The sequence below is a fragment of the Aeromicrobium choanae genome (assembly GCF_900167475.1).
GTDB lineage: Bacteria > Actinomycetota > Actinomycetes > Propionibacteriales > Nocardioidaceae > Aeromicrobium > Aeromicrobium choanae.
In genome coordinates, this window is the sequence record NZ_LT796768.1 from 2,094,223 (window position 1) to 2,119,530 (window position 25,308).

Here is a 25,308-nt window from a genome sequence, read left to right on the forward strand (position 1 = left end):
TACGCTGACGCCCATGGAGTCGATCCTGATCGCGGTGCTCGTCGTGGCGGCGATCGTGGTGGCCTCGGTGGTGGCGCCCCGGATCGGCACCGCCGCCCCGCTCGTCCTGCTCGGCATCGGCCTGGTCGTCAGCCTGCTCCCGTTCACGCCGGAGTTCGAGATCGATCCCGAGCTGATCCTGGCGGTTCTGCTGCCGCCCCTGCTGTACTCGGCCGCCGTCAACATGCCGACGATGGACTTCCGCCGGGACTTCCGCACGATCAGCGGCCTGTCGGTGCTGCTGGTCGTCGTGAGCGCGCTCGGCCTCGGCGTGGTGTTCACCGCGCTCATCCCCGGGATCGACTTCGCGCTCGCGGTGGCGTTGGGCGCGATCGTCAGTCCCACCGACGCGGTGGCCACTTCGATCGCGAAGCGGCTCGGCGTCCCGTCGCGCGTGATCACGGTGCTGGAGGGCGAGAGCCTGCTGAACGACGCGACGGCGCTCGTGCTGCTGCGCACGGCGGTCGCGGCCACGGCCGCGGGCGTGAGCTTCGGCGCGATCCTCGTGGAGTTCGTGTGGGCGGTCGTCGGCGCCGTCGCGATCGGGTGGGTCGTCGGCACGGTGGTGCTGCGCCTCCGCGCCCGGATCGAGGACGAGGCCGTCAGCACCGCGATCTCCTTCACGGTGCCGTTCGTCGCGTTCCTGCCCGCCGAGCACCTGGGGGCGTCCGGCCTCGTCGCCGCCGTCACGGCGGGGCTCGTCACGGGTCACGGGCAGGCGAGGCACCTCGGGCCGACGCAGCGCCTCTCGGACCACCAGAACTGGCGCACCATCGAGGTGCTCCTCGAGGGGCTGGTCTTCCTCATCATGGGCCTGGAGGTCTCGGCGCTCGTCCGCGACGTCGAGGACACCACCGAGGGGGGCGTGGTGCGAGCCGTCGTGCTGGCGGTCGTCGGGCTCGTCGTCGCGCTGGGGATCCGGGCGTTCTACACGCTCTCGATCGTGCTGATGGAGCGCCGCCGGATGCGACGGACACCCCAGTTGCGCGAGGCGATCGACGAGTGGTCGACGAAGGTCGAGCACAGCGAGCACCCGCGGGCCGATCGGTTCCGCCGGCGACTGCGGCGCGCGTCGCACGACATCGACTTCTACGACGCCGCCCGGTTCGGCCGGCGCGAGGGCTTCATCCTCGTCTGGGCCGGGATGCGTGGGGCGGTCACGCTCGCTGCGGCCCAGACGCTGCCCACCGACACCGAGAACCGCTCGCTGCTCGTTCTCGTCGCCTTCTTCGTCGCGCTGATCTCCCTCGTCGTGCAGGGCGGCACGCTGGGCTGGTTCGTCCGCCGCCTCGGGCTGGCTGGTCGGGCGCACGGCGCCGCGCAGGAGTGGACGCGACTCAACGACCGCATGCGCGACGCGGCGCGAGACGTCCTGGACGACGCGGCGCTCCCGCCCGAGCTGGCGGGTCTGCGCGAGCGGGCCACCCGGGCGCTCGATGACGATGACTTCGATCCGAGCGCGCTGAGCGACATGCGGCTGGAGATCATCGAGCGGCAGCGCGAGGTGCTGCTCCGGGAGCGAGCCGACGGCACGTACAGCAGCGAGGTGCTCACCCGGATGCTGGCGAAGCTCGATGCCGATCAGATCAGCATCGAGCTCCGCCGCACGGGCGACGCGGGCTGACCGTCAGGCCAGCGCCTTCGCCTTCAGCTGCTCGTACTCCGAGGCCGAGATGGCGCCGGAGTCCAGCAGCGACTTGGCCGAGGCGATCTGGTCGGCGGGGGCGGACCCGGCGACGTCGCGGATGTAGGCGTCGTTCTGCTCCCGCAGCGCCGACATCTTGGCGCGCTGGCGGTCGGCCATGCCGCCGCCCCGCGCGATGAGGTAGATCAGCGCGGTGAGCGCCGGCACGAAGATGAGGAAGAAGACCCAGATGGCCTTCGTCCAGCCCGAGGCCTCGCGATCGCTGAAGAGATCGGCGATGACGTTGAACAGGACCATCAGGTACGCCATGAAGAAGAACACCGAGATCGTCAACCACAAGAAGTCCCAGAAACTGTCCATTGAGGTGTGTCCTTCGCTCTGCCGGGCGCGCGGCCCTCGTGACGACTGTCGTCACGCCTCCATGATGGCGGGACGAGGGTCCCGGCGGGTCATCCGCGCGGGGTGACACGCCGAACGGGAATGTGGGCGACACGACGTCCGCCGTACTTGTGTTGAGTGTGGGACTCATGTGACTGTTGAGCCGTCGTGACGTCCGATCGGCTCCACTCTTCCCTGGGGCCGGTGGGTCGGGCGCACGGGGGGTGTGTCTGCACCCGGACCACGTCGATTCTTCCCCCAGTTCGGCGTGAAGGTGCCGCGCCGGAGGTCCCGTTCCCCATGGGCGCTCCGGCGCGGCATTCCCGTTCCCGCTCCTCTCCCGCCTCTCCACTTTTGGAAAGGGATTCACCTTTCCGGGACGGATCGAGGTGGATCCGTTTCCAAAAGTGGACCAAGGGGGAGCGGCTAGTGGTCGCGCCCGAGGCCCGCCTCGCGCGCCCGGATGATCGCCTCGGCCCGGTCGGCGGCGTGCAGCTTGGCGTAGATCGAGGAGACGGCGTTCCGCACGGTCTTGTTGGAGACGAACAGCTCGGCCGCGATCGCGTCGTTGCTGCGTCCGGCGGCGAGCAGGTCGAGCACGGCTCGCTCTCGCTCGGACAGGTCGGGGAACGGGTGCTCCGGGCGGTGCCGGGTGCGGCCGGCGAACAGCCCGGCCACCCGCGCCGCCACCGACGCTCCGAACACCATCCCGCCCCCGGCGGTGGCCAGGATCGCGCGATGGACCTCGGCGGCGTCGGCGCCCTTCAGCAGGTACCCCGAGGCGCCGGCGCGCAATGAGCTGAGGATCGTGTCGTCGTCCTCGTTCATCGTCAGCATCAGCACGCGGACGTCGTCGTGCCGTCCGGTGATGTGGCGTGTCGCCTCGATCCCGTCGAGCACCGGCATCTGGATGTCCATCACGACGACGTCCGGCGGGTCGGCGTCGACCACGTGGATGGCCTCGCGGCCGTCGCCGGCGGTGCCCGTGACGGCGATCCCGTCGATCGCGCCGAGCAGGGCGACCAGCCCCTCGCGCAGGATGCGGTGGTCGTCCACGACCACGACGCGCACCGGCTCGCTCATGGCTCCATCCTCCCGTGCAGGGGCAGCCGTGCGGTGACGATCGTCCCGCCGGTCTCGGGGCAGCGCAGCTCCACGGTGCCGCCGAGCTCGGCCGCCCGCTCGCGCAGCGAGACCAGCCCGATCCCGGGGCGGGCGTCAGCCGCGATGCCGACGCCGTCGTCGGCCACCTCGACCACGAGCTCGTCGAGGTCGGCGCTCAGCGTGACCGAGCAGGTCCGGGCGTGCGCGTGCCGCAGCGTGTTGTTCATGGCCTCCGAGGCGATCCGGAAGGCCGCCACCTCCACGGCGGCCGGCAGCCCGCCGTCGATCGCGGCCCTCACGCGCACGTCGACCGCCGCGTCGGCGTGCTCCGCCAGTTGGGTCAGCGCTCCGGCGAGGCCCCGGTCGTCGAGCGCGGGCGGGCGCAGGTCGTGGACCAGCCGGCGGACGTCCTTGATGATCTCCTGCACGACGTCGCGGGTCTCGGCCAGCTGCTCGTCGGCCGAGTCGGGGTCGGACGCCACGGTCAATCGCGCCGACTCCAGCCGGAAGACCACGGCCGAGAGCGAGGGGCCCAGACCGTCGTGCAGGTCGCGCCGGATCCTGCGCCGCTCCTCCTCGCGGGCCAGGACGAGTCCCTCGCGGCTGCGCTGCAGCTCGTCGCTGAGCTGGCTGGAGCGGATGGCGGCCGCCGCCTGGCGCACCACGTCGGCCAGCAGGACCTCGTCGCGCGCCGTGAGGTGGTTGCGCACCCCGTGGGAGGGCAGGGTGAGCCGGCCGATCGTGCGCGACCGGTAGGCGATGGGGAACGACCGCACGTGCTCGGGGCGCTCGCCCCGCGACGCGACGAGGCGCTCGCCGGCCGACCGGTCGACCTCGACCTGCACGAACGACAGGCCGAACGCCGTGGAGACGGCCTCGACGACCGCACCCAGCTGGGCGCCGTCGTCGTCGGAGCGCTCGAGCGTCGACGCGAGGCTGGCGACGACGGCATAGGGGTCGCGCCGGTCGCCGAGCACGGCCCGCCGGACCCAGCCCTCGATGCGCAGGCGCATCGGGCCGTAGAGGATCGCCGCGAGCAGCAGCACGAGCAGCACGACCTGCCGCTCGCCGAAGGCGTCCCCGAGCGTGGCCGAGATGATCGCCAGCGCCAGCAGGTCCACCAGCACGATGACGACGCTGATGCCGCCGTAGACGAGGGTGCGGACCAGCAGGTTCTCCACCGAGACGATGTCGGGTCGCACGATCGCGATGACCATCGCGACCGGCCCCACCAGCAGCGCTGCGCCGAGGAAGAACGAGTTGAGCACCGTGACGTCCACGAGCAGGCTCGTCGCGATCAGCAGGACCATCACCAGGACGGCCCACGCCAGCCACCGCATCCGCTCGCGCTCGCCGTCGCGCGAGGCGCGGTAGCGCGCGATCACGGTGACCAGGGCGAGTGCGAACCCGACGCTCCCGAGCACCCACGAGAGGGTCACGACCTGCTCGGCCACGGGGCGCAGCGCCTCGATCGACGTGGGATCGGTGTCGGCGCCCGGGACGAGCGCGGCGAGGGAGGCGTCGATCTCGCGCTGGGTGCTCGGCACGACCAGGAACAGGACCAGTCCTGCACCCATGAGGGCCAGGCTCGCCCACCCCGCGGCGCGCCAGCGCCCGCGCGGAAGGCCGTCCGGGAACAGCAGGAGGACGGCCGCGGCGTTCATGGGCAGCACGGCGGTGAAGCGGAAGAGGAACCACAGCACCCAGGTCAGGCCCGGCAGGGCCTCCTGCTCGAAGACGGCGAGCCGGACGTAGGACTGCGCCAGTCCGTCGAGGATCCACAGGAAGCCGAGTCCCACGAGTGCCCAGCCGATGGGGTGACGGTGACGGTGCCACAGCACGACGACGCCGAGCCCGGCCTGGATCAGCCCCATGGCGGCGAACGTCCAGCCGGGCTCCTCGGTCCACTCCGGGATCGGGGCGTCGCCGACACGCAGGTCCAGCGCGACGGCGACGGCGAAGAGCGCCGTGCCGACGCCGAGTGCGGCGAGCCCGCCGACCGGGACCTGCGTGGACCTCATGCGTAGATCATGGCGGCGGTTCGCGTCCGAGGGGAGCGAACCGCCGCCTTGGCGATCGATCAGCGAGGTCACCGGCTGCCGCGGTCCCCGAAGGCGAACCCGAGGCCGACCAGGACGACCATGACCGAGCCGGTCCAGCCCGCCATGTACTGCAGGGGCGCGACGGTCAGCAGCAGCGAGAGCGTGCCCAGGATGCCGGCAGCGATGCCCATCCAGGCACGGACGGCGCCCTGACGCCAGGCCCGGAACAGGGCCCAGCCCGTCAGGCCGGTGAGTCCCCAGACCCACGGCACGGTGGCGATCCAGTGGTTGAACACGGTGGCCGCCTCGGGCACGGCCAGGGGCGTGTCCCCAGCGACCCCGAAGATGAACTCCGTGTTGAGCACGGTGCCCATCAGCACGACGAGCGCCGTGCCGAGGATGCCGAAGGAGGCCGTTCCCGGGACGAGGCTGTCGCGATCGAGCCCGGCGCGCAGCCGGCGGTGCAGGCCGAGACCGAACGGCACCAGCGCCAGGACGGTGAGCGTCGCCACGACGTGGAACGTGATCAGCTGCGGGACGTGGCCGTTCAGCGACGCGATGACGCCATCGGCCTCCTGCACCTTCCCGTCGACGTAGGCGGCGCCGGCCTCCGCGCTGAGGATCGTCGTGGCGAAGCCGCCGAGGCCGGCGGCGACGCCGGAGAGGGCCCAGGCACGGCCGGGACGGGCGGCGCCGTCCTGCGGGAGGTCGTCCCGGACTCGCTGCTCGGTGGTGATGTGAGTGGTCATCGTGATTCCTTCCAGGGGGGTGATGGAACCACCGTGGAGGGCGCGGAGTCCCGCGCGACAGGGACAGCGCGGCACGATGTGCGGGACATCGGGTGAGGGTGCCTCATCCGGCTGGGGTGATGCCGGTCCTGTGGCGAGACGACATGTTGGGCAGAACGCACCGGTCCGTGCCTCCCTGCCTACGCAGGTGGCGGGTCGCTGCCCGACCAGACGAGGCCCGGGACGCCAACATGGGATTGATCCTCTCGATCTTGATGCTGGGCCTGATGGCGAGCCTGTCCCCGGCCACCATCGTGGTGTTCATCCTGGTGCTCGGCACGGCCCGGCCCCGGGCCAACGCGACGGGGTTCCTGTTCGGCTGGGCGATCTCCCTGACCGTCGTCTTCACCGCCAGCTACCTCATCGGCTCGTCGCGGAGCGTCCGGCACGGTGACGGCCGGACCGGGCTGATGGTCTTCGAGATCCTCGTGGGCTGTGCCCTCGTCGTGGTGAGCGCACAGCAGTGGCGGCGTCGAGGGGTGCCCCGCGTCAGCTCGGCCGGAGCGGGGTCGACGAGGATGCTCGGCCGCCTCCGCGGCCTTGGTCCGGGCGGTGCCCTGGTGCTCGGTGTGCTCAAGCAGCCGTGGGCGATCACGACGGCCGCGGCCATCTTCCTGGTGCACCATCACGCGCAGGCTCTCGTCACGGTCATCGCCTTCGCGTGCTTCACGGTGGCGTCCACCGCCAGCGTGGGGCTGATGTACGTGTTCTACGCGCGGCGCCCCGGCGAGGCCGATGCGTACCTGGAACGACTGCGCGCCCGTGCGGTCGCTTCAGGGCCCGCCGTCTTCGCCGTCGCCGCACTGCTGGTCGGGACCTTCCTGGTGCTCGACGGTCTCCTCGGGCTCACCGGCCGGTGAGCCCGAGGGAGTGTCATCCCACGCGGGTGAGTCACGGGTGCGGGGATGCGCCTAGCGTGGGGTCTGGCCGGTCGCCGGGACGAAGTCGGAGGCAGTGATGTCCGAAGTCTCGATGACGAGTCCGCAGGCCCCGGAGCGAGCGCCGCTGGTCCTCGCCGCCCTGATCGTGGTCGCCGGCGTGGCCAACCTGAACCTCTCCGTGGCCAACGTCGCCCTTCCGTCCATCGGCAAGGCCTTCGACAGCTCGCAGACGACGCTGAACCTGATCGCCGTCGGCTACTCCCTCGGCCTCGCAGCCTCGGTGCTCTACCTGGGGGCGGTGGGCGACCGGTACGGGCGCAAGCTGATGCTCCTCCTCGGCATCCTGCTGTCGGTGCCGGCCTGCCTCCTCGCTGCCTTCGCGTGGGACGACTGGGTGCTGGTCGTGGCCCGGGTCCTGGGCGGGCTCTCCGCCGGGATGGCCTACCCCACGACGCTGGCGCTCATCGCGGCGCTGTGGTCCGGACCCGGCCGGACGAGGTCGATCGCCCTGTGGTCGGCGCTCGGTGGGGCCATCGCCGCTCTCGGCCCGCTCGTCGCCGGGTGGCTGCTCGAGCACTTCTGGTGGGGGTCGGTCTTCCTGGTCACCCTTCCGCTCGCGGTCGTGGCGCTCGTGATGGCCTGGCTGCTGGTTCCCTCCCACGTCAACGAGTCGAGCGAGCCCGTCGACAACCTCGGCGGGATCCTGTCGGTCGTGCTCGTCGCCGGTCTGGTCCTGTCGATCAACTTCGCGCCGGTGCCCGGCAAGGGAGCCCTCGTCGCGGGCCTCGGACTGATCGCCGCCGCGGCGACGGTGGCGTTCGTGTGGCGGCAGCGACGGGCAGCCAATCCCCTGTACGACCTGGACATCGCGAGACGGCGGGTCTTCTGGGTCGCTGCGTGTGCGGGGATCATCGTCTTCGGGTCGCTGATGGGTGCGATGTTCATCAGCCAGCAGTACCTGCAGAACGTCGTGGGCTACGACACCGTGGAGGCGGGCGCGGCCTTCCTCCCGGCGATCGTCTTCATGGTCCTGGTGGCGCCACGGTCGGCGAAGCTCATCGAGTCGAAAGGCGCGCGAACGACCCTGCTCAGCGGCTATGTCTTCCTGTTCCTCGGCTTCCTGTCCATGCTGCTGCTCTGGGAGGAGAACACCCCCTACTGGCAGATCGCCATCGCCTACGCCTGTCTGGGCATCGGCGTCGGACTGGCCGGAACGCCCGCGTCCCACTCGCTGACCGGTTCGGTACCCGTTCACCGAGCGGGCATGGCCTCCGGCACCGCCGACCTGCAGCGCGACCTCGGGGGCGCGATCATGCAGTCGCTCTTCGGCGCTCTGCTGACCGCGGGATACGCGAGCTCCTTCAGCCAGTCCATCGCGTCGTCTCCCTCGGGGGAGAAGGCCTCGTCCGACGTGCAGTCGGAGCTGACGAAGTCCTTCGCGAGTGCCGAGCAGATCGCGCAGCAGCACCCGACCTACGCCGACCAGATCACCGCCGCGGCCAGGTCGGCGTTCCTGCAGGGTGACGACTGGGCCTACGCGGCCGGTGCGGTCGCGGTGCTGATCGGGGCCGCGCTCGTCCTCCTCGCGTTCCCGCGCCACGAGGCCGAGAAGGAGCTGCTGCGCCGCTACGAGGCCGAGGACGCCGCAGGTGTCGCCGGACCGGAATGACGGGTGGTGCCCCCGAGAGGATTCGAACCTCCGACCTGCGGTTTAGGAAACCGTTGCTCTATCCCCTGAGCTACGGGGGCGCACCGGTCCATCTTTCCATGAGGCGGGCGACGGATGCGTCGTGCGGGTCCGCGCGTGGCGGCTGTGGCGCACGTGGCACCGGTTCCTGTCTCACGATGCGGATCGTCGCCGTAGACTCGGTGGGTGCGGATCCTGTTGACCGGCGCCAACGGCGTCATGGGACGAGCGACGATCCCGGCCCTGCAGAACGCCGGACACCAGGTCGTCGGACTCGTGCGTTCACCGTCCGCCGCTCGCCTCGTGCAGTCGGCCGGGGCCACGGCGATCCACGGTGACGTGCTCGACCGCGACTCCCTCATGAAGGCGATGCGCGGCTGCGACGCGGTGATCAACTTCGCCACCCAGGTGCCGGTGGGCGTCCGCGCGATGCTCCCGGGATCGCTGACCCGCATCAACCGGATCCGCACGGTCGGCGCCGGCGTCGTGGCCGATGCCGCGATCGAGTCCGGGGTCGGGTTGATGGTCCAGCAGAGCCTGAGCCACATCTACGTCGCGCGCGGGGACGAGTGGATCGACGAGTCCACGCCGATCGACGTCACGATGGTCACCGAGCCACTCACCGTGGCCGAGCACCACGCGCAGCGCGTGGAGGAGGCCGGGGGAGTCACCGTGCGCCTGCGCTACGGGCTGATCTGCGGCGACGACCCCAACTCCCAGTTCCTCGTGCGGCGGGCGCGCAAGCGCCGCCCCATCGGCCTGGGGGATCCCGACTCGTGGATGCACGTCGTGCACCCGCTCGACGTCGGGACCTCCGCCGTCGCCGCGCTCGGGGCACCCAGCGGCGCCTACAACGTCGGGGCCGAGCCGCTCAAGCGCGTGGACTACGTCAACGCGATCGCCCGAGCGGCGGGCCACAGCGAGGGCCGGTTCTTCCGTCGCTGGCTCTTCAGCGTCACGGCGGACAAGCTCGAGCTGCTCGCCCGCTCGCAGCGGGTGACCTCGCAGCGCTTCATGGACCTGGCCGGCTGGAAGCCCGTGCGTCCCGTCCTGACCCCGGAGTGGTTCCGTGGCTGAGCGCTCCGAGACCGAGGCGCAGCGGCGCGCCCGGCTCGAGCGGGCGGCCCGTCTGCTCGGCGACCTCATGCCCTCGACCACGCGGGACGAGAGCCCCGAGGGCTGGGGGGACGACGCGAAGGGCACGTCACGCGATGACGAGCTGCTGCGCGACGTGCCCCCGCACCACGGCAAGGACTGAGTCCTAGAGCGTCGGGTCGCTCCCGGGCTGGCGCTGGAAGGTGCCGCCGCCGAGCGCGTCGCGGATCTCGCGCAGCAGCAGGATGTCCTCGCTGGGACCAGCGGGCTCCTCCTCCTCGCCCTTGGCCAACCGCTCCATCAGGTGCTTGGACGGCAGGACGAAGACGAAGTAGACGACCGCCGCGGTGATGACGAACGTGATGATCGCGTTGATGACCGCGGCCAGGTCGATGATCGTCTTGGGGTTGCCGTCGACGATCTGGTACGAGAGCCCCTTGACGTTGGCGCCGCCGAGGGAGTTGATGATCGGCTCGATGATGGCGCCGGTGAAGGTGGCCACCAGCGCGGTGAACGCGGTGCCGATGACGACCGCGACGGCGAGGTCGACGATGTTGCCGCGGAACAGGAAGTCCTTGAAGCCCTGGAGCATGGCTCTCCTCATGGGTCGGTGGAGGGGTCGCCTCCGACACTAGGGCGTCAGCGCAGGCGCTGACGACCCACCACCACGGCGGTGAGTCGCGACGTCACCGACGCCCGCGCGACCTCGGTGGCCACGCGGGGCGATGCCGCCACGCCCAGCACGGCCGTCTCACGGTCGGGGTCCGAGCGCACCGTGATCACCTCGACCGCCTCGGCCACCGGGACGGCGCGCCCCTCGTCGCCCACGGCGAGCAGGTCGACCGCGTCGCCGGACCTGAGCAGGTCCCCGGTGGCGGAGGGCACCTCGACGGTGGCCAGGACCCGGTCCTCGCCCAGGTCGCGCGGGTCGACGACCCGCCGGTCGGTGAAGACCTCGCCGGCGCGCATGGCGCCCGCGAGAGCGCGGCCGATCGCGTCGGACCGGCCGATCGATCCTTCGGGCACGGTGTGGCGAGGGAGCCGCTGGATCCGCACGTCGGCGCGGGTCACGGTGGACCCGCCGCCGAGGTCGCGGGCGGCGACGAGCACCTCGCGGGTGTCGGGGGAGCGGGTGACGGCGCCGATCGCCGCCCACGCGGCCAGCCCGGCCAGGGCGGCGGCGAGGACGCGCCGGTGGGTCAGGACGAAGCGGACGGCCGATTCCATGCGGCGAGGCTAGACACGATCGCGCGGTGCCGGCGCGACTCGTCCACAGCCTCGCCCCGGAGGTGGCTCAGGCGGCGCCGGAGCCGGTGGAGCCGCTCGACGAGCTCGAGGAGGACGAGCCGGAGCTGGAGGAGGAGGACGACGACGAGCCGGACGAGGAGCCGCCGCCGGAGCGGCTGTCGGTGCGGTAGAAGCCCGAGCCCTTGAACACCACGCCCGCGGCCCCGAACACCTTGCGGAGGTCTCCGCCGCAGGAGGGGCATGTCGTCAGCGCGGCGTCGGAGAAGCTCTGCTTGATCTCGAGCTCTTCGGCACAGTCGGCGCAACGGTACTGGTAGGTGGGCACGACGAGAAGGATACCGTTCAACTCCCACCGCTATCGTTGAGCATCCACCTTCCCGACCTGAGGACCCACCCACTGTGACCGAATGGCTTCTGCTGTTCACGTCGTTCCTGCTCATGCTCGCCTGCGGTGTCTTCGTCGCCGCGGAGTTCTCCTTCGTCACCGTCGACCGCGCCACCATCGAGCGCGACGCAGCGGCCGGTGACCGCGGTGCCGAGGGCACCCTCAAGGCCCTGCGCACCCTCTCCACCCAGCTGAGCGGTGCCCAGCTGGGCATCACGATCACGAACCTGGCCATCGGCTTCCTGGCCGAGCCGGCGATCGGGCGGATCCTGCACGATCCCCTGACCTCCCTCGGGCTGTCGGGCGGCGGGTTGAGCGTCGCCTCCTACGCGATCGCGCTGGTGCTCAGCACGATCGTCACGATGCTGGTCGGCGAGCTGATCCCGAAGAACCTGGCCCTCTCGCTGCCGCAGCGCACCGCCGCCGCGACCCAGTGGCCCCAGCGCGCGTTCACCCGCGCGATGGCGTGGCCCATCCGCGGCCTGAACTCGATGGCCAACCGCACCCTGGAGTGGCTCGGCGTCGAGCCCCAGGAGGAGCTGCGCTCGGCCCGCTCGCCGCTGGAGCTGCGGTCCCTCGTGCTGCGCTCGGCGCAGGAGGGTGCCATCGACGACGAGACCGCCGAGCTGGTGGCGCGCAGCATCGCCTTCGGCGACCGCACCGCCGCCGACGTGCGCACGCCGCGCGTCCGCGTGCACTTCCTCGAGGAGCGCGACACCGCGATGGACCTCATCGAGGCGGCGCGCCAGACCGGCCACTCGAAGTTCCCGGTCATCGGCCGCTCGGCAGACGACATCGTCGGAGTGGTGCACGTGAAGCAGGCCGTCGCGGTCGATCCCGACCGGCGCCGCACGGTGCGGCTGTCCGAGATCGCCGAGGCCGCCGCCACGGTGCCCGACACGCTCGAGCTCGATCCGCTGCTGGTCCAGCTGCGCGACCAGAACAACCAGATGGCGATCGTGGTCGACGAGTACGGCGGCACCGACGGCATCGTCACGCTGGAGGACCTGGTCGAGGAGATCGTGGGCGACATCGCCGACGAGCACGACCGGCTCTCCGAGAGCAGCCGCCACCGCCGCGACGGCACCTGGTCGCTGTCGGGCCTGCTGCGCCCCGACGAGGTCTTCGAGCAGACCGGGGTGATGCTGCCCGAGCACGAGGACTACGAGACGATCGCCGGCCTCGTGCTGGAGCGGCTCGGCCGGCTCGCCGTGCGTGGCGACGTCGTGACGCTCCAGGTCGACTCCACCCCCGAGAACGACGAGGACGACGCGGAGCCGCTGACGGTCCACCTGACGGTCGAGCGGCTGGAGGGCCGGCGGATCGACCGCCTCGCCCTCACGATCGAATCCGCCACCAAGGAGGCCGGCCGATGAGCGGATGGCCCGCGCTGGCACTCACCCTGCTGCTGCTGATCCTCAACGCCCTGTTCGTGGCGGCCGAGTTCGCCCTGATCTCGGCCCGTCGCACGCAGCTCGAGCCCGAGGCCCAGGCCGGCAAGCGCTCGGCCAAGCTGGCGCTGAAGGCGATGGAGAACGTCACGCTCGCGATGGCCGCGGCACAGCTGGGCATCACGATCTGCTCGCTCGGCCTCGGTGCGATCAGCGAGCCGGCGATCGCCCACTTGCTGGAGCCCCTCTTCGAGTACCTGGGCGTGCCGCACGGATTCGTGCACCCGATCTCGTTCGCGATCGCGCTCACCCTCGTGGTCTTCCTTCACGTCGTCTACGGCGAGATGGTGCCGAAGAACATCGCCCTGGCCGCACCCGACCGCGCTGCGCTCATCCTCGGCCCGTTCATGCTCGCGGTGATCGCCGTCCTCAAGCCGCTCGTGGTGTCGCTCAACGCGATCGCCAACGCGGCGGTGCGCCTCGTGGGCATCGAGCCGAAGGACGAGGTCGCCTCCACCTTCACCCACGACGAGGTCGCCGGGCTGGTGGAGGAGTCGCGCCGCGAAGGCCTGCTGGACGAGGACGAGTACGGCCTCGTGAGCGGCGCCCTGGACTTCCACGAGGGCACCGTCGCGCAGGTGCTGCTGCCGCGCGACGGCCTGGTCACGATCGCTCCGGGGTCGACCCCGGTCGACGTCGAGCACGCGTGCGCCCGAACGGGGTACTCGCGGTTCCCGGTGGCCGGGGACGACGGCGAGCTGACGGGCTACCTGCACATCAAGGACGTGCTGGAGACCGACGACACGTCGCGCGCGCGCCCGATCGCCGACAAGTGGCTCCGGCCCCTGTCCACCGTGGCGGTCGGCAGTGGCCTGTACGACGCGCTGCGCACCATGCAGGCCAAGGGCTCGCACATGGCGCGCGTGGCCGACGCGAGCGGCGTCGTCATCGGCGTGGTGATGCTCGAGGACGTCCTGGAGGAGCTCGTCGGCGAGATCCGCGAGCAGGTCTGATCCGCCCGGAGCCGTGGCAGTGACGTTCCCGGGGTCGACACGCCGTGTTCGACCCCGGAAACGTCACGCCCAGCGCTGCCCGCACCGCTCGCGGCGGGGGCGGCGGACGGCCCTAGGATTGGTCCGTGGCCCCCGAGACCCCTGAATCCGTAGCCGAGACCAACCACGACACCGTCATCGTCGTCGACTTCGGCGCGCAGTACGCCCAGTTGATCGCACGGCGCGTGCGCGAGGCGAAGGTCTTCTCCGAGATCATGCCGCACACCGCGACGTCCGAGGAGATCCTGGCCAAGAACCCGAAGGCCGTGATCCTCTCCGGCGGGCCGTCGTCGGTCTACGAGGAGGGCGCACCGCAGCTGCCCGTCGGCCTGGTCGACTCGGGCACCGCCGTCTTCGGCATCTGCTACGGCTTCATGGCGATGGCGCAGGCGCTCGGCGGCCAGGTCGCCCGCACCGGCCAGCGCGAGTACGGCCGCACCAACGTCTCGGTGCTCGAGCCGGGCACGCTGCTCAACGGCCTGCCGGCCCAGCTCGTCAGCTGGATGTCCCACGGCGACGAGGTCGTGCGCGAGCCCGAGGGCTTCACCCTCAGCGCCAGGAGCGACCGGGCCACGGTGGCGGCGTTCGAGAACACCGACCGCCGGCTCGCGGGCGTGCAGTGGCACCCCGAGGTCATGCACTCGGAGTTCGGCCAGAAGATCCTCGAGCACTTCCTGTTCGACATCGCGGGGTGCTCGCCCACGTGGACCAGCGCGAACATCGTCGACGAGCAGGTCGAGCTCATCCGCCAGCAGGTGGGCGACGCGCGCGTCATCTCGGCGCTCTCGGGCGGCGTCGACTCGGCCGTCTCGACCGCGCTCGTGCAGAAGGCGATCGGCGACCAGCTGACCGCCGTCTTCGTCGACCACGGCCTGCTGCGCCAGGGCGAGGCCGAGCAGGTGCGCCAGGACTACGTCGCCGCGACCGGCGTCGACCTGAAGGTCGTCGACGCGAAGGACCAGTTCCTGGGCTTCCTCGAGGGCGTCACCGACCCCGAGGAGAAGCGCAAGATCATCGGCCGCGAGTTCATCCGCACGTTCGAGGCCGCCGAGCGCGAGGTCCTCGCGACCCCGGGCGCGCCGGTCAGGTTCCTGGTGCAGGGCACGCTCTACCCCGACGTCGTCGAGTCCGGCGGCGGCGAGGGCGCGGCCAACATCAAGAGCCACCACAACGTGGGCGGCCTGCCCGAGGACCTGGAGTTCTCGCTCATCGAGCCGCTGCGCACGCTGTTCAAGGACGAGGTGCGCCAGGTCGGCCGCCAGCTCGGCATCCCCGAGGCGATCGTCTCGCGTCATCCGTTCCCGGGCCCGGGCCTGGCGATCCGCATCGTCGGCGCGGTGAGCGAGGAGCGCCTCGAGATCCTGCGTCGTGCCGACGCGATCGTCCGCGAGGAGACCACGGCCGCGGGTCTGGACTCCGAGATCTGGCAGTTCCCGGTGGTCCTGCTGGCCGACGTCCGCTCGGTCGGCGTGCAGGGCGACGGACGCACCTACGGCCACCCGATCGTGCTGCGTCCCGTCTCCAGCGAGGACGCGATGACCGCCGACTGGAGCCGCCTGCCGTACGAGCTCCTCGAGCGGATCTCCACGCGCATCACGAACGAGGTCGACGAGGTCAACCGCGTCGTCCTCGACGTCACCAGCAAGCCGCCGGGAACCATCGAGTGGGAGTGACGGAGCCGGGCGCACGCGCCTGATCCGGCTCTCCGGAGAAAAGTTCCGGAGCCCATGTCAAGAACGTCCCCGTTCGCGCGACGTACGGGTGAGAGACCACCTCACCCAGCGAACGGAGACCGACATGACCACCCACACCCACACCCGGCCCGCCACCGGACCCACCTCCGGCACGGCGTTCGGCCCGCGGGCGCAGCGCGCCGGCTGGGTCGTGACGGCGCTCGTCACGGCGTTCCTCGGCTTCGACGCCGTCACCCACCTGCTGCAGGTCGAGCAGGTGCGCGAGGCGAGCGCCGGACTCGGCATCCCCGACCACGTGATCGTGATCTGCGGCGCCGTGCTCGGCAGCCTCGTCATCGGCTACCTGGTCCCCGCCACCCGCGCGATGGCCGTCGTCCTCATCACGGCGTACCTCGGCGGTGCGGTCGCGGTGAACCTGATCGCCGAGCAGCCCGCGCTCAACTCGGTCTTCGCGATCCTCGCCGCCGTCCTCGTGTGGGCCGGCGCGTGGCCGCGGGACGCCCGCCTGCGCGGCCTGCTGCGCGCCTGACCCTTGCCCGACCTCACCCCATCCGGAACGATCACACCCGAAACAAGGAGCACACCATGAAGTTCATGACCATGGTCCACGAGACCCACCGCCCCACCGACGAGCCGCCGATCGAGCTGTTCGCCGCCATCGGAGAGCTGCAGGCCAAGGCCACGGCCGAGGGCACGTTCGTCCAGGCCGGAGGTCTGGCCCCGATGGAGATGCAGGGAGCGATCGTCAGCCTCAGCGGCGGCTCGATCACCACGACGGACGGTCCGTACGTGGAGGTGAAGGAGCTCGTCGGCGGCTACGCCGTCTACGACGTGCCCGACCTCGACACGGCGGTCCGGAAGGCGCAGGGATTCCTGCAGGTCCACCAGAACGCCTGGCCGGGCTGGGAGGGCTGGGTCGAGGTTCGCCCGATCTTCGAGGCACCCCCGGCCTGATCCCATGGACGAGGCGCGCGTGGTCGAGCAGGTGTGGCGGCAGGAGTCGTCACGCCTGCTCGGCGCGCTGCTGCGCATCACGCGCAGCGTCGACCGCGCCGAGGACCTGGCGCAGGAGGCCCTTGCGCAGGCCCTGGAGTCCTGGCCCCGCACGGGCGTCCCGGACAACCCGGCGGCGTGGCTGATGAACACGGCCAAGCGCCGTGCGATCGACCAGTTCCGGGCGGGGGAGCGGCAGCTCCGTGCCTACGCCGAGGTCGGCGCCGGCACGCGCGAGGCGTACGAGGCCGAGTTCGACGAGGCGCTGGCCGAGGAGCACGTGCGCGACGACGTGCTGCGGCTCATGTTCACGTGCTGCCACCCGGCGCTCACGCCCGAGAGCCGCACCGTGCTGACGCTGCGGCTCGTCGCCGGCCTCAGCACCCGTGAGATCGCGCGGGCCTTCCTGTCGTCGGAGTCCACGGTCGCCTCGCGGATCTCGCGGGCGAAGCGCACGCTCGCGGATGCGCGTGCCCCGATGGAGGAGCCGGTGGGGCAGGAGCGGGCCGAGCGGCTCGACTCGGTGATGTCCGCGGTGTACCTGGTCTTCAACGAGGGCCACACGGCCACCGAGGGCGAGGACTGGACCCGACCCGACCTGTGTCGTGAGGCGGTCCGGCTGGCGGCGATCCTGGCGTCCGTCACGCCGTCCGAGCCCGAGGCGCACGCGCTCCTGGCGCTGCTGGAGCTGCAGTCGTCGCGGCTCGCGTCGCGCGTCGGCCCGGGCGGCGAGCCCGTGCTGCTGGCCGATCAGGACCGCTCGCGCTGGGACGCCGACGCGATCTCCCGAGGGACGGCCGCGCTCGACGTCGCCGTACGGCTCGGCGGCGACGGGCCGTACGTCCTCCAGGCGGCGATCGCGGCGGAGCACGCCCGCGCCGCCTCGGTCGAGACCACCGACTGGGAGCGAATCGCCGGTCTCTACGCCCGGTTGGCGCGGGCGACGGGCTCCCTCGTCGTCGAGCTGAACCGCGCGGTCGCCCTCGGGCGGGCGCGAGGCCCTGAGGCGGGGCTCGCGGTGGTCGACGACCTCATGACGGCCCCCGCCCTGGCGCGGTACCACCTGCTGCCCAGCGTGCGGGGCGACCTGCTGGAGCAGCTCGGGCGCCACGACGAGGCGGCGGCCGAGTTCCGCCGCGCGGCCGGTCTCGCCTCGAACGACCGTGAGCGCGCCCTGCTGCGGGCGCGGGCCGAGGCGCAGGGCCCCAGCCGTTAGGCTGGACCGATGAGTTGGCGAGGTGCACGTCCTGTCCTGCTGGTGCTGGCCGTCGTGGCCACCCTCGGCGCGTTCGGGTGGTCGCTGCTGTCCTCCGGCGGCTCCGACGACGAGGCGAAGAGCCCGGCGACCACGCCCACGCCGAGCGCGCCGGTCCTGTCGGTCGATCCCACCCGCGAGGCGCCCGCGCCCGCTCCCACCACCGAGCCGACCACCGCACCCACCGCCGGCGAGTGCGAGGACGAGAACACCCGGTTCAACGCCGACGGCACCCAGGGCGACAGCCTGCTGCCCGACTGCGGGCAGACCCCCGTCAGCAAGGAGCAGCAGCAGACCGACGGTCTGTCCCTGGCCTGTGGCGGCGACTACCCCGTGATCCTCTACAAGTCGACCACGTCGGGGGCCAAGACCTCCGTGTGCGGCAAGGACGCCGTCGGCGACCGGTTCCGCGTCGTGATCCAGCCCGCCGGCTCCGGTGCGCTCGATCTCGCCGGGTCGTACGACTGGCGCCGTGACGCGTACGTCGCCGAGCACGACGGCGCCCGCTACGTCCTGCACGCCGTCGACGGCTCGCTGCACGTGACCCGCGACGGCACGACCCGGGTGGAGCCCTCCTCGGACTGGATCTCGCTCGACAACGAGATCGACGACCTCTGACCGGGCGGTGATGGGGCCGGAATCGTCCTGCGCTAGTTTCGAGGCAGACACCCCACACAAGGAGCACATCGACGTGAGCACCTCTCCTGTCAAGGTGGCCGTCACCGGCGCCGCCGGCCAGATCGGCTACAGCCTTCTCTTCCGTCTCGCGAGCGGCTCGCTGCTCGGCCCGGACACTCCGATCCAGCTCCGACTCCTCGAGATCACCCCGGCGCTCAAGGCGCTCGAGGGTGTCGTGATGGAGCTCGACGACTGCGCGTTCCCCACGCTGGACTCGGTCGAGATCGGTGACGACCCGAACCACATCTTCGACGGCGTCAACCTCGCCCTGCTCGTCGGTGCGCGCCCGCGCACCAAGGGCATGGAGCGCGGCGACCTGCTCGAGGCCAACGGCGCGATCTTCACCGCGCAGGGCAAGGCCCTCAACGAGGTCGCGGCCGACGACGTGCGCATCGGCGTCACCGGCAACCCGGCGAACACCAACGCGCTCATCGCGATGAAGAACGCGCCGAGCATCCCGGCCGAGCGCTTCACCGCGCTGACCCGCCTGGACCACAACCGCGCGATCAGCCAGCTGGCCGCGAAGACCGGCGCCAAGGTCGCGGACATCAGCAAGATGACGATCTGGGGCAACCACTCGGCCACCCAGTACCCCGACATCTTCCACGCCGAGATCGCCGGCCGGAACGCCGCCGAGGTCGTGGGCGACCAGGGCTGGATCGAGAACGACTTCATCCCCACCGTCGCCAAGCGCGGCGCGGCCATCATCGAGGCCCGTGGCGCGTCCAGCGCCGCCTCCGCCGCCTCGGCCACGATCGACGCGGCCCGCGACTGGCTGCGTGGCTCGGCCGAGAACGACTGGGTCTCGATGGCCGTGGCCTCCGACGGCTCCTACGGGGTGCCCGAGGGCCTCATCAGCTCGTTCCCCGTCACCACGAAGAACGGTGACTGGGAGATCGTCCAGGGCCTGGAGATCGACGAGTTCAGCCGGGCGCGCATCGACGCCAGCGTGGCCGAGCTCGCCGAGGAGCGCGACGCCGTCACGCAGCTGGGCCTCATCTGATCCACGCAGCAAGAAAGCAGGGCCGCCCCGGTGGGGCGGCCCTGCTTCGTCGTTCCGGAGGTCGTGGTCAGCTGGGGACGATGAGCGCCAGCACCACGAGGGAGGCGCCCAGGAAGCCCATCCACGTGACGTCGAACAGCTTGCCGCGCACGCGCAGCATGCCCGTGTGGTCGAGCGGCACCACCATCCGGAATGCCGCCGCGACGAGGAACGAGGCGCCGATGACCAGCACGCCCACGCGCCACGGGCCCACGGCGATGAGGCCCAGGCCCACCGCGACCGCCACGAGGTGCAGCAGGTAGATCCGCGACCCGTAGCTGCGGGGGAGCTTCACCCGGCGTCCTCGGCGACGGCCTCGCTGAAGTCGACCACGTTGCTGAGCAGCATCGCGCGGGTCATGGGTCCGACGCCGCCGGGGTTGGGGGTGACCCAGCCGGCGGTCTCCCACACGTCCGGCGCGAGGTCGCCCACGATCTTGCCGTCGTCGTCGCGGCTGACGCCCACGTCGAGCAGTGCCGCGCCCGGCTTGACCATGTCGCCGGTGATGATCCCCGGCACGCCGGCGGCGGCGATGACGATGTCCGCGCGGCGCACCTCGGCGGCCAGGTCCTGCGTGCCGGTGTGGCACAGCGTGACGGTGGCGTTCTCGCTGCGTCGGGTCAGCAGCAGGCCCATCGGGCGGCCCACGGTGATGCCGCGGCCGACGACGACCGCGTGCCGGCCCGCGATCTCCACGTCGTGGCGGCGCAGCAGCTCGAGGATGCCGCGCGGGGTGCAGGGCAGGGGAGCGGGCTTGCCGAGCACGAGCCAGCCGAGGTTGGTCGGGTGCAGCCCGTCGGCGTCCTTCGCGGGGTCGATGCGGCCGATCACGGCGTTCTCGTCGAGGCCCTTCGGCAGCGGCAGCTGCACGATGTAGAGGGTGCACCGGGGGTCGTCGTTGAGCTGGTCGACGGCGGCCTCGACCTCGGCCTGGCTGGCATCGGCGGGCATGTCGATGCGGATCGACTCGATGCCGATCTCGGCGCAGTCCTTGTGCTTGGCGCCGACGTACCAGCGGCTGGCCGGGTCGTCGCCGACGAGGATGGTCCCGAGCCCGGGGGTGATGCCGCGGGCGCGCAGCGCGTCGACCCGCTCGCGGAGCTCGGACTTGATGGTGGCGGCGACGGCCTTGCCGTCGAGGGTCTGGGCGGTCACGGTCCGAGTGTTTCATGGGCGGCCGCCGGGACGGGCGCCCCCTGCGCCCGAGCGGTGCCGGACATACTGGGGTGACGCCGACGTGAGGGGTGACGCCGACATGGGACGCAAGCGCGCGATCGAGCCGGGGGACGACCGGCCACTGCCGCCGTACTCGCGGCTCCAGGTCGTGAACCGCAGCCTGCTGGGCCTCACGCACGCGGGGCACACGTACGCGGTCGACTACGACTTCTTCGACTGGGACGACGAGGTCTCGCTCTACGCGGACGGCCGGCGGACGGCCGTGGCGAAGGCGCCGGCGGTGTTCCCCGTGCCCGGTGGCCGCATCGAGTTCGCCACCACGTTCTACGGGGTGAAGCGAGCGCACCTCGTGCTCGCGACCGGCGCCGAGCTGCCCCTGAGCCCGCACCCGAAGTCGCTGGAGGCCTGGCGGCAGCGCCTCGCGCAGCGACGACCCGCGCTGAGCGCGCTCATGGCCGGGGCGGCCGTGGTGGTCCTCGTCGTAGGGCTCGTGGTCGCCGCGATGAGCCTGCTCGACTCCGTCACGCACGAGCCCCGGGTGGCCGAGTGGCTGGGCTGGAGCTTCGACTCGCCGCTCGAGCTCAGCGGGGCGGCCGCGACGGCGCTCACGGTCGCGGGCATCGCCGCGATCGTCGAGCGCGCCCTGTCGATGCGGCACCACTGGCTGCTCGACGCCGACACCTGGTGGGCCTGACTGCCCGAGTCGGCCCTCGCGGGCATCGCATCCGCCCTAGACTGCCTGAATGGCACCCAGGGCCCAGCTGTCGCAGGAGCGGAGCCGGCAGCGTCGCGAGGCCCTGCTGGAGGCCGCGGTCGACCTGTTCGTCGAGGGCGGCTCGCGTGCTGTCACGCACCGGGCGGTGGCCGCGGCGGCCGGGCTGCCGGCAGCCACCACGACCTACTACTTCGCCACGATCGACGAGCTGCTGCGCGAGGCCCTCAACCACCACATCGAGCGCTGGCTGGAGACGGTCGGGAAGCTCGCCGACGTCGACGTCGCCGGGCTGATGTCACTCATCACCCGCGACACGTCGGTGCAGTTCGCCTCCACCGTCCTGGCCAAGCGCACGCCGGCGAACTCCACCCGCGAGCTCGCGGTCATCCTGGGTGCCGCCCGCGACCCCCAGCTGCGCGAGGCGGCCGTCAGGGCGCTGACCACGGGGCAGCACCTGCTGGAGGACTTCCTGCACAAGGCCGGGATCGCCGACGCCGAGGGACTCGCCGAGGACCTCGTGGCCCTCATCGCCGGCGTCGCGCTGCGGCGCTCGGCCGGCGTCAACCCCGAGGAGGAGGAGCCCGCCAAGGTCGTGCGGGCGCTGCGCAACCTCGTCATCGGCCACCTCCTCGAGGACGAGACCGGCACACGGATGCTGGAGGAGCTGCGCGACCGCACGCTCAGTGGAAGAAGTGACGCGTCCCCGTGACGTACATCGTGACGCCGGCAGCCGCGGCCGCGGCCACGGTCTCGGCGTCACGCACCGACCCGCCCGGCTGCACGATCGCACGGACGCCCGCGTCGATGAGGATCTGAGGCCCGTCGGAGAACGGGAAGAAGGCGTCCGACGCGGCCACCGCGCCACGCGCCCGCTCCTCGCCGGCCCGCTCCACCGCGAGGCGGCACGAGTCGACCCGGTTGACCTGGCCCATGCCGACGCCCACCGAGGCGCCGTCCTTGGCCAGCAGGATGGCGTTGGACTTCACGGCCTTGCAGGCGCGCCACGCGAAGACGAGGTCGGCGAACGTGTCGGCATCGGCCGGCTCGCCCGCGGCGAGGGTCCACGTCGTGGGGTCGTCGCCGGGGGCGTCGACGCGATCGCGCTCCTGCAGGAGCAGGCCGCCGCTGACGGGCCGGAACTCCACGGGGATCTCGTGCGTGGGGGCGGGGCAGCGCAGGATGCGGATGTTCTTCTTGCCCTGGAGCACCTCGACGGCGCCGTCCTCGTAGCCGGGGGCGACGATCACCTCGGTGAACACCTCGGCCACCTGCCGGGCCATCTCGACGGTGACCGGACGGTTGGCCGCGATGACGCCACCGAATGCCGAGACCGGGTCGCACGCGTGCGCGCGGGCGTGGGCCTGGGCGATGTCGGCGCCCACGGCGATGCCGCAGGGGTTGGCGTGCTTGATGATCGCCACGGCGGGCTTGTCGTGCGTGAACGCGGCGCGGCGTGCGGCGTCGGTGTCGAGGTAGTTGTTGAACGACATCTCCTTGCCGTGCAGCTGCTCGGCACCGGCGAGGCCGGGCTGGTCCCCGGTGTAGAGCGCTGCCGGCTGGTGCGGGTTCTCGCCGTAGCGCAGCACCGCCGAGCGCTCCCACGTGGCACCGAGGAACGCCGGGAACTGCTCGTCGTCGGCGGGGGCGTAGGACGAGGAGAACCACGAGGCGACGGCGACGTCGTAGGCCGCCGTGTGCGCGAACGCCTGGCCCGCGAGCCGCTTGCGCTGCTCCAGCGTGAAGCCGCCCGCGGAGACCGCGGCGGCGACGTCGGCGTAGGCGGCGGGGGAGACGACCACCGCGACCGAGGGGTGGTTCTTCGCCGCGGCGCGCACCATGGAAGGCCCGCCGATGTCGATCTGCTCGACGACCTCGTCGGGCGTCGCGCCCGACGCGACGGTCTCGCGGAACGGGTAGAGGTTGACCACGACGAGGTCGAAGGGCTCGATCTCGAGCTCGCGCAGCTGGCGCTCGTGGTCGGGCAGGCGCAGGTCGGCGAGGATGCCGGCGTGCACGCGCGGGTGCAGGGTCTTGACCCGGCCGTCGAGGCACTCCGGGAAGCCGGTGAGCTCCTCGACCGGGGTCACGGGGACGCCGGCGGCCTCGATCGTCTTCGCGGTGGAACCCGTGGACACGATCGAGACGCCCGCGGCGTGCAGGGCGGTGGCCAGCTCGGCCAGCCCGGTCTTGTCGTAGACCGAGACGAGGGCGCGCTTGATGGGACGGGTGTCAGTCATGACTGTTCCTTCGGGTGGAAGCGGATGCGTCGGCCGTCGATCGAGTGGGGCTCACGGGCGAGGCGCCCGACCCACTCCACCAGCATGGCTCGCTCGGAGGTCTTGATGCGCTCGTGCAGGGACTCGACGTCGTCGTCGTCCTCGACCGGGACGGCCACCTGCGCCACGATCGGCCCGGTGTCGACGCCGGCGTCGACGACGAAGAGGGTGGCCCCGGTGACCTTGACGCCGTGGGCGAGCGCGTCGCGTGGGCCGTGCATGCCCGGGAACGACGGGGACAGGGCGGGGTGCGTGTTGACGGTGCGCCCGCCGAAGCGGTCGAGGAACGCCGGCCCCGTGAGCTTCATGAAGCCGGCCAGGACCACGAGGTCCGGCTCGTACGACGCCACGGTCTCGGCCAGGGACACGTCCCACGCCGCGCGGTCGGGGTGGTCGGCCACTCGGTCGACGAAGGTGGGGATGCCGTGCCGCTGCGCCCGGGCGAGACCCTCGATGCCGTCGCGGTCGGCGCCGACCGCGACGATCCGGGCGCCGTACGCCGGGTCGGCGGAGGCGTCGATCAGGGCCTGCAGGTTGGTGCCGGATCCGGAGACCAGCACCACGAGCCGGGAGGGCTCAGGACGAGGCTCGGTCACGTGCAGAACGATAGTGGGCGCCGATCGCGCCGAGGGCGCCGCCCGCCGCGAGCAGCGGAACCGCGACGAGCAGGCTCTGCCAGGCGGGCGGACCGGCGGACTGCAGCAGGCCCGGGCCCAGGCCCCCGCGCGCCGTCTCGACGAGGATGCCGATCACGGCGCCCGCCACCGCCCCGGCGAGGGCGCCGTCGCCGGCGGCCCGGCCCCACGTGCGCTGCTTCGCGGGCATGCGGGTGTGGGCGACCAGACCGGCCGCCACACCCGCTGCGAGGGGGATCAGGGTCAGTACGACGACCCAGCCGCCGAAGGGACCGGGGTCGGGCAGCGCCGCCAGGGGCGGGAAGCCGGGCACGGCGCCGAGCGACGAGCCCGCGAGGTCGACCGAGGTGTCCGGGCCGAGGGCGAAGCCGGGTCCGAGCAGGACCGACGTGGTCCACAGCACGAGGGTGGGCAGCGCCAGCAGGCACAGGGCGCCCAGCAGCACGGGGCCGCCCGGATCGAGCGTGGCCCACAGGTCGGAGGCCCGGTCGAGGTGCAGCACGAGCATGACGAGCGTGAGCACGGTGGCACCGCCGAGCAGGCCGATCACACCGGTGGCGGCGCCGTCGGCGACCGGGATCCAGCGTGGCGCGAGGCCCAGCCAGGCGACGCCCGCCTGGCGAGAGGCGCCCCACGCCGCAGGCAGTCCGACGACGACGAACGCGCCGAACGCGGCGCGGACGAACGACGTGGTGGTCGCGTCGGTGGTGGTGGCGGCCGAGCAGATGCCGGCGAGGACGCCGGCCACGCCACCGGTCATCGCCCCGAAGGCGCCGGGGTCGGCCACGGGGGTCCGCAGGCAGAGGCGGGTGAGCACCAGCACCAGCACCATCACGACGATCGTGGCGCCGATCGGCACGAGGTCGAGCCGCTGCTCGCCCGCCGTGAGCGTGGCGCCCATCGAGACCAGCCACGTGCGGATGGCCGAGCGGACGAGGTCGGCCGTGGAGCCGGCGACCGCCGTCGACGAGGCGGCGGCACCGGCGATCAGGACGCTGAGGACCGCCGTTCCGACGGCGGTGAGGATCGCCGGGCGCCACTGATCGGCAGCACGGGACTCGGGCACCTCACCATCCAACCGGTATCGTGGGGACGATTCCGACAGCACA

The 25,308-nt window shown here is 72.0% G+C and carries 27 protein-coding genes and 1 tRNA gene; 15 read left to right on the top strand and 13 right to left on the bottom strand.

Annotation, left to right across the window (positions count from 1 at the left end):
* Positions 1-13 precede the first annotated feature (13 nt).
* Positions 14-1,663 carry a cation:proton antiporter gene (locus tag B5D60_RS10030; protein WP_078700027.1) on the top strand — a complete coding sequence of 550 codons (1,650 nt, stop codon included), beginning with the start codon at positions 14-16 and terminating at the stop codon, positions 1,661-1,663.
* A gap of 3 nt (positions 1,664-1,666) precedes the next feature.
* Here B5D60_RS10030 and B5D60_RS10035 read toward each other — a convergent pair whose 3' ends face one another.
* From B5D60_RS10035 to B5D60_RS10050, 4 genes are all read right to left on the bottom strand, one after another.
* A complete protein-coding gene (locus B5D60_RS10035; protein ID WP_078700028.1) occupies positions 1,667-2,044 on the bottom strand; it encodes an SHOCT domain-containing protein in 378 nt (125 codons plus the stop codon).
* Between the two features lie 444 nt (positions 2,045-2,488).
* Positions 2,489-3,145 carry a response regulator transcription factor gene (locus tag B5D60_RS10040; RefSeq protein WP_172806319.1) on the bottom strand — a complete coding sequence of 219 codons (657 nt, stop codon included), beginning with the start codon at positions 3,143-3,145 and terminating at the stop codon, positions 2,489-2,491.
* Positions 3,142-5,187, bottom strand: coding sequence for a sensor histidine kinase (locus tag B5D60_RS10045; RefSeq protein ID WP_078700029.1), 2,046 nt, complete (start codon positions 5,185-5,187; stop codon positions 3,142-3,144). The genes B5D60_RS10040 and B5D60_RS10045 overlap by 4 nt, the downstream gene beginning before the upstream one ends.
* A gap of 68 nt (positions 5,188-5,255) precedes the next feature.
* Positions 5,256-5,957, bottom strand: coding sequence for a hypothetical protein (locus B5D60_RS10050; protein WP_078700030.1), 702 nt, complete (start codon positions 5,955-5,957; stop codon positions 5,256-5,258).
* A 230-nt stretch (positions 5,958-6,187) separates the two neighbouring features.
* Here B5D60_RS10050 and B5D60_RS10055 point away from each other — a divergent pair, with 230 nt between their 5' ends.
* Both B5D60_RS10055 and B5D60_RS10060 read left to right on the top strand, forming a co-directional pair.
* Positions 6,188-6,856, top strand: a complete 669-nt coding sequence (locus B5D60_RS10055) for a GAP family protein (RefSeq protein ID WP_172806320.1) — start codon at positions 6,188-6,190, stop codon at positions 6,854-6,856.
* A gap of 97 nt (positions 6,857-6,953) precedes the next feature.
* Entirely contained in the window at positions 6,954-8,546 is a 1,593-nt protein-coding gene (locus B5D60_RS10060) for an MFS transporter (protein WP_078700032.1), read from the top strand.
* Between the two features lie 4 nt (positions 8,547-8,550).
* Here B5D60_RS10060 and B5D60_RS10065 read toward each other — a convergent pair.
* Positions 8,551-8,626, bottom strand: a tRNA-Arg gene (locus B5D60_RS10065).
* A gap of 124 nt (positions 8,627-8,750) precedes the next feature.
* On the opposite strand from B5D60_RS10065, the gene B5D60_RS10070 reads away from it, so the two are divergent.
* Positions 8,751-9,641 (top strand): NAD-dependent epimerase/dehydratase family protein, encoded by an 891-nt coding sequence (locus B5D60_RS10070; RefSeq protein WP_078700033.1) that lies wholly within the window; start codon positions 8,751-8,753, stop codon positions 9,639-9,641.
* A complete protein-coding gene (locus tag B5D60_RS10075) occupies positions 9,634-9,822 on the top strand; it encodes a hypothetical protein (RefSeq protein WP_078700034.1) in 189 nt (62 codons plus the stop codon). Before B5D60_RS10070 ends, B5D60_RS10075 begins: the two co-directional genes overlap by 8 nt.
* A gap of 3 nt (positions 9,823-9,825) precedes the next feature.
* Here the strand turns inward: B5D60_RS10075 and mscL are convergent, their stop codons facing one another.
* The 3 genes from mscL to B5D60_RS10090 form a co-directional block, all read right to left on the bottom strand.
* Positions 9,826-10,251 carry a large conductance mechanosensitive channel protein MscL gene (mscL, locus tag B5D60_RS10080; RefSeq protein ID WP_078700035.1) on the bottom strand — a complete coding sequence of 142 codons (426 nt, stop codon included), beginning with the start codon at positions 10,249-10,251 and terminating at the stop codon, positions 9,826-9,828.
* 47 nt (positions 10,252-10,298) lie between these two features.
* Complete coding sequence (locus B5D60_RS10085) at positions 10,299-10,886, bottom strand: SAF domain-containing protein (RefSeq protein WP_078700036.1); 588 nt, start codon at positions 10,884-10,886, stop codon at positions 10,299-10,301.
* 67 nt (positions 10,887-10,953) lie between these two features.
* Positions 10,954-11,232 carry an FmdB family zinc ribbon protein gene (locus B5D60_RS10090; RefSeq protein WP_078700037.1) on the bottom strand — a complete coding sequence of 93 codons (279 nt, stop codon included), beginning with the start codon at positions 11,230-11,232 and terminating at the stop codon, positions 10,954-10,956.
* A gap of 74 nt (positions 11,233-11,306) precedes the next feature.
* Here B5D60_RS10090 and B5D60_RS10095 point away from each other — a divergent pair, with 74 nt between their 5' ends.
* From B5D60_RS10095 to B5D60_RS10130, 8 genes are all read left to right on the top strand, one after another.
* Positions 11,307-12,668, top strand: a complete 1,362-nt coding sequence (locus B5D60_RS10095) for a hemolysin family protein (RefSeq protein WP_078700038.1) — start codon at positions 11,307-11,309, stop codon at positions 12,666-12,668.
* Positions 12,665-13,696 carry a hemolysin family protein gene (locus B5D60_RS10100; RefSeq protein ID WP_078700039.1) on the top strand — a complete coding sequence of 344 codons (1,032 nt, stop codon included), beginning with the start codon at positions 12,665-12,667 and terminating at the stop codon, positions 13,694-13,696. The genes B5D60_RS10095 and B5D60_RS10100 overlap by 4 nt, the downstream gene beginning before the upstream one ends.
* Before the next feature lie 125 nt (positions 13,697-13,821).
* Complete coding sequence (gene guaA / locus B5D60_RS10105) at positions 13,822-15,408, top strand: glutamine-hydrolyzing GMP synthase (protein WP_078700040.1); 1,587 nt, start codon at positions 13,822-13,824, stop codon at positions 15,406-15,408.
* Between the two features lie 124 nt (positions 15,409-15,532).
* On the top strand, positions 15,533-15,958 hold the full coding sequence (locus tag B5D60_RS10110) for a DoxX family protein (protein ID WP_078700041.1): 426 nt from the start codon (positions 15,533-15,535) through the stop codon (positions 15,956-15,958).
* Between the two features lie 56 nt (positions 15,959-16,014).
* Positions 16,015-16,383 carry a YciI family protein gene (locus tag B5D60_RS10115; RefSeq protein ID WP_078700042.1) on the top strand — a complete coding sequence of 123 codons (369 nt, stop codon included), beginning with the start codon at positions 16,015-16,017 and terminating at the stop codon, positions 16,381-16,383.
* A gap of 4 nt (positions 16,384-16,387) precedes the next feature.
* Positions 16,388-17,638: an RNA polymerase sigma factor gene (locus B5D60_RS10120; RefSeq protein ID WP_078700043.1), complete on the top strand. Its 1,251-nt coding sequence runs from the start codon at positions 16,388-16,390 to the stop codon at positions 17,636-17,638.
* A gap of 9 nt (positions 17,639-17,647) precedes the next feature.
* On the top strand, positions 17,648-18,295 hold the full coding sequence (locus B5D60_RS10125; protein ID WP_153302970.1) for a hypothetical protein: 648 nt from the start codon (positions 17,648-17,650) through the stop codon (positions 18,293-18,295).
* 73 nt (positions 18,296-18,368) lie between these two features.
* On the top strand, positions 18,369-19,358 hold the full coding sequence (locus B5D60_RS10130) for a malate dehydrogenase (protein ID WP_078700045.1): 990 nt from the start codon (positions 18,369-18,371) through the stop codon (positions 19,356-19,358).
* Positions 19,359-19,425: 67 nt separating this feature from the next.
* Here B5D60_RS10130 and B5D60_RS10135 read toward each other — a convergent pair whose 3' ends face one another.
* Positions 19,426-19,692 (bottom strand): DUF3017 domain-containing protein, encoded by a 267-nt coding sequence (locus B5D60_RS10135; RefSeq protein WP_172806321.1) that lies wholly within the window; start codon positions 19,690-19,692, stop codon positions 19,426-19,428.
* Positions 19,689-20,552, bottom strand: coding sequence for a bifunctional methylenetetrahydrofolate dehydrogenase/methenyltetrahydrofolate cyclohydrolase (locus tag B5D60_RS10140; RefSeq protein WP_078700047.1), 864 nt, complete (start codon positions 20,550-20,552; stop codon positions 19,689-19,691). The genes B5D60_RS10135 and B5D60_RS10140 overlap by 4 nt, the downstream gene beginning before the upstream one ends.
* An 82-nt stretch (positions 20,553-20,634) precedes the next feature.
* On the opposite strand from B5D60_RS10140, the gene B5D60_RS10145 reads away from it, so the two are divergent.
* Together B5D60_RS10145 and B5D60_RS10150 are read left to right on the top strand one after the other, a co-directional pair.
* Positions 20,635-21,267 carry a hypothetical protein gene (locus B5D60_RS10145; RefSeq protein WP_172806322.1) on the top strand — a complete coding sequence of 211 codons (633 nt, stop codon included), beginning with the start codon at positions 20,635-20,637 and terminating at the stop codon, positions 21,265-21,267.
* 49 nt (positions 21,268-21,316) lie between these two features.
* On the top strand, positions 21,317-21,997 hold the full coding sequence (locus tag B5D60_RS10150) for a TetR/AcrR family transcriptional regulator (RefSeq protein WP_078700049.1): 681 nt from the start codon (positions 21,317-21,319) through the stop codon (positions 21,995-21,997).
* Here B5D60_RS10150 and purH read toward each other — a convergent pair.
* Genes purH through B5D60_RS10165 form a run of 3 tightly spaced genes read right to left on the bottom strand, consistent with a single transcriptional unit; the run spans position 21,969 to position 25,265 of the window.
* Complete coding sequence (purH, locus tag B5D60_RS10155; RefSeq protein WP_078700050.1) at positions 21,969-23,525, bottom strand: bifunctional phosphoribosylaminoimidazolecarboxamide formyltransferase/IMP cyclohydrolase; 1,557 nt, start codon at positions 23,523-23,525, stop codon at positions 21,969-21,971. The two genes, B5D60_RS10150 and purH, sit on opposite strands and share 29 nt — an antisense overlap.
* Complete coding sequence (purN, locus tag B5D60_RS10160; protein WP_197684465.1) at positions 23,522-24,166, bottom strand: phosphoribosylglycinamide formyltransferase; 645 nt, start codon at positions 24,164-24,166, stop codon at positions 23,522-23,524. Before purN ends, purH begins: the two co-directional genes overlap by 4 nt.
* Positions 24,141-25,265 (bottom strand): cell division protein PerM, encoded by a 1,125-nt coding sequence (locus B5D60_RS10165; protein ID WP_078700052.1) that lies wholly within the window; start codon positions 25,263-25,265, stop codon positions 24,141-24,143. Before B5D60_RS10165 ends, purN begins: the two co-directional genes overlap by 26 nt.
* Positions 25,266-25,308 lie beyond the last annotated feature (43 nt).

Coding starts and splice junctions, on each gene's coding strand:
- B5D60_RS10030 (WP_078700027.1), top strand. CDS start 14: ATGGAGTCGATCCTGATCGCGGTGCTCGTCGTGGCGGCGATCGTGGTG.
- B5D60_RS10035 (WP_078700028.1), bottom strand. CDS start 2,044: ATGGACAGTTTCTGGGACTTCTTGTGGTTGACGATCTCGGTGTTCTTC.
- B5D60_RS10040 (WP_172806319.1), bottom strand. CDS start 3,145: ATGAGCGAGCCGGTGCGCGTCGTGGTCGTGGACGACCACCGCATCCTG.
- B5D60_RS10045 (WP_078700029.1), bottom strand. CDS start 5,187: ATGAGGTCCACGCAGGTCCCGGTCGGCGGGCTCGCCGCACTCGGCGTC.
- B5D60_RS10050 (WP_078700030.1), bottom strand. CDS start 5,957: ATGACCACTCACATCACCACCGAGCAGCGAGTCCGGGACGACCTCCCG.
- B5D60_RS10055 (WP_172806320.1), top strand. CDS start 6,188: ATGGGATTGATCCTCTCGATCTTGATGCTGGGCCTGATGGCGAGCCTG.
- B5D60_RS10060 (WP_078700032.1), top strand. CDS start 6,954: ATGTCCGAAGTCTCGATGACGAGTCCGCAGGCCCCGGAGCGAGCGCCG.
- mscL (WP_078700035.1), bottom strand. CDS start 10,251: ATGCTCCAGGGCTTCAAGGACTTCCTGTTCCGCGGCAACATCGTCGAC.
- B5D60_RS10085 (WP_078700036.1), bottom strand. CDS start 10,886: ATGGAATCGGCCGTCCGCTTCGTCCTGACCCACCGGCGCGTCCTCGCC.
- B5D60_RS10100 (WP_078700039.1), top strand. CDS start 12,665: ATGAGCGGATGGCCCGCGCTGGCACTCACCCTGCTGCTGCTGATCCTC.
- B5D60_RS10110 (WP_078700041.1), top strand. CDS start 15,533: ATGACCACCCACACCCACACCCGGCCCGCCACCGGACCCACCTCCGGC.
- B5D60_RS10115 (WP_078700042.1), top strand. CDS start 16,015: ATGAAGTTCATGACCATGGTCCACGAGACCCACCGCCCCACCGACGAG.
- B5D60_RS10120 (WP_078700043.1), top strand. CDS start 16,388: ATGGACGAGGCGCGCGTGGTCGAGCAGGTGTGGCGGCAGGAGTCGTCA.
- B5D60_RS10125 (WP_153302970.1), top strand. CDS start 17,648: ATGAGTTGGCGAGGTGCACGTCCTGTCCTGCTGGTGCTGGCCGTCGTG.
- B5D60_RS10150 (WP_078700049.1), top strand. CDS start 21,317: ATGGCACCCAGGGCCCAGCTGTCGCAGGAGCGGAGCCGGCAGCGTCGC.
- purH (WP_078700050.1), bottom strand. CDS start 23,525: ATGACTGACACCCGTCCCATCAAGCGCGCCCTCGTCTCGGTCTACGAC.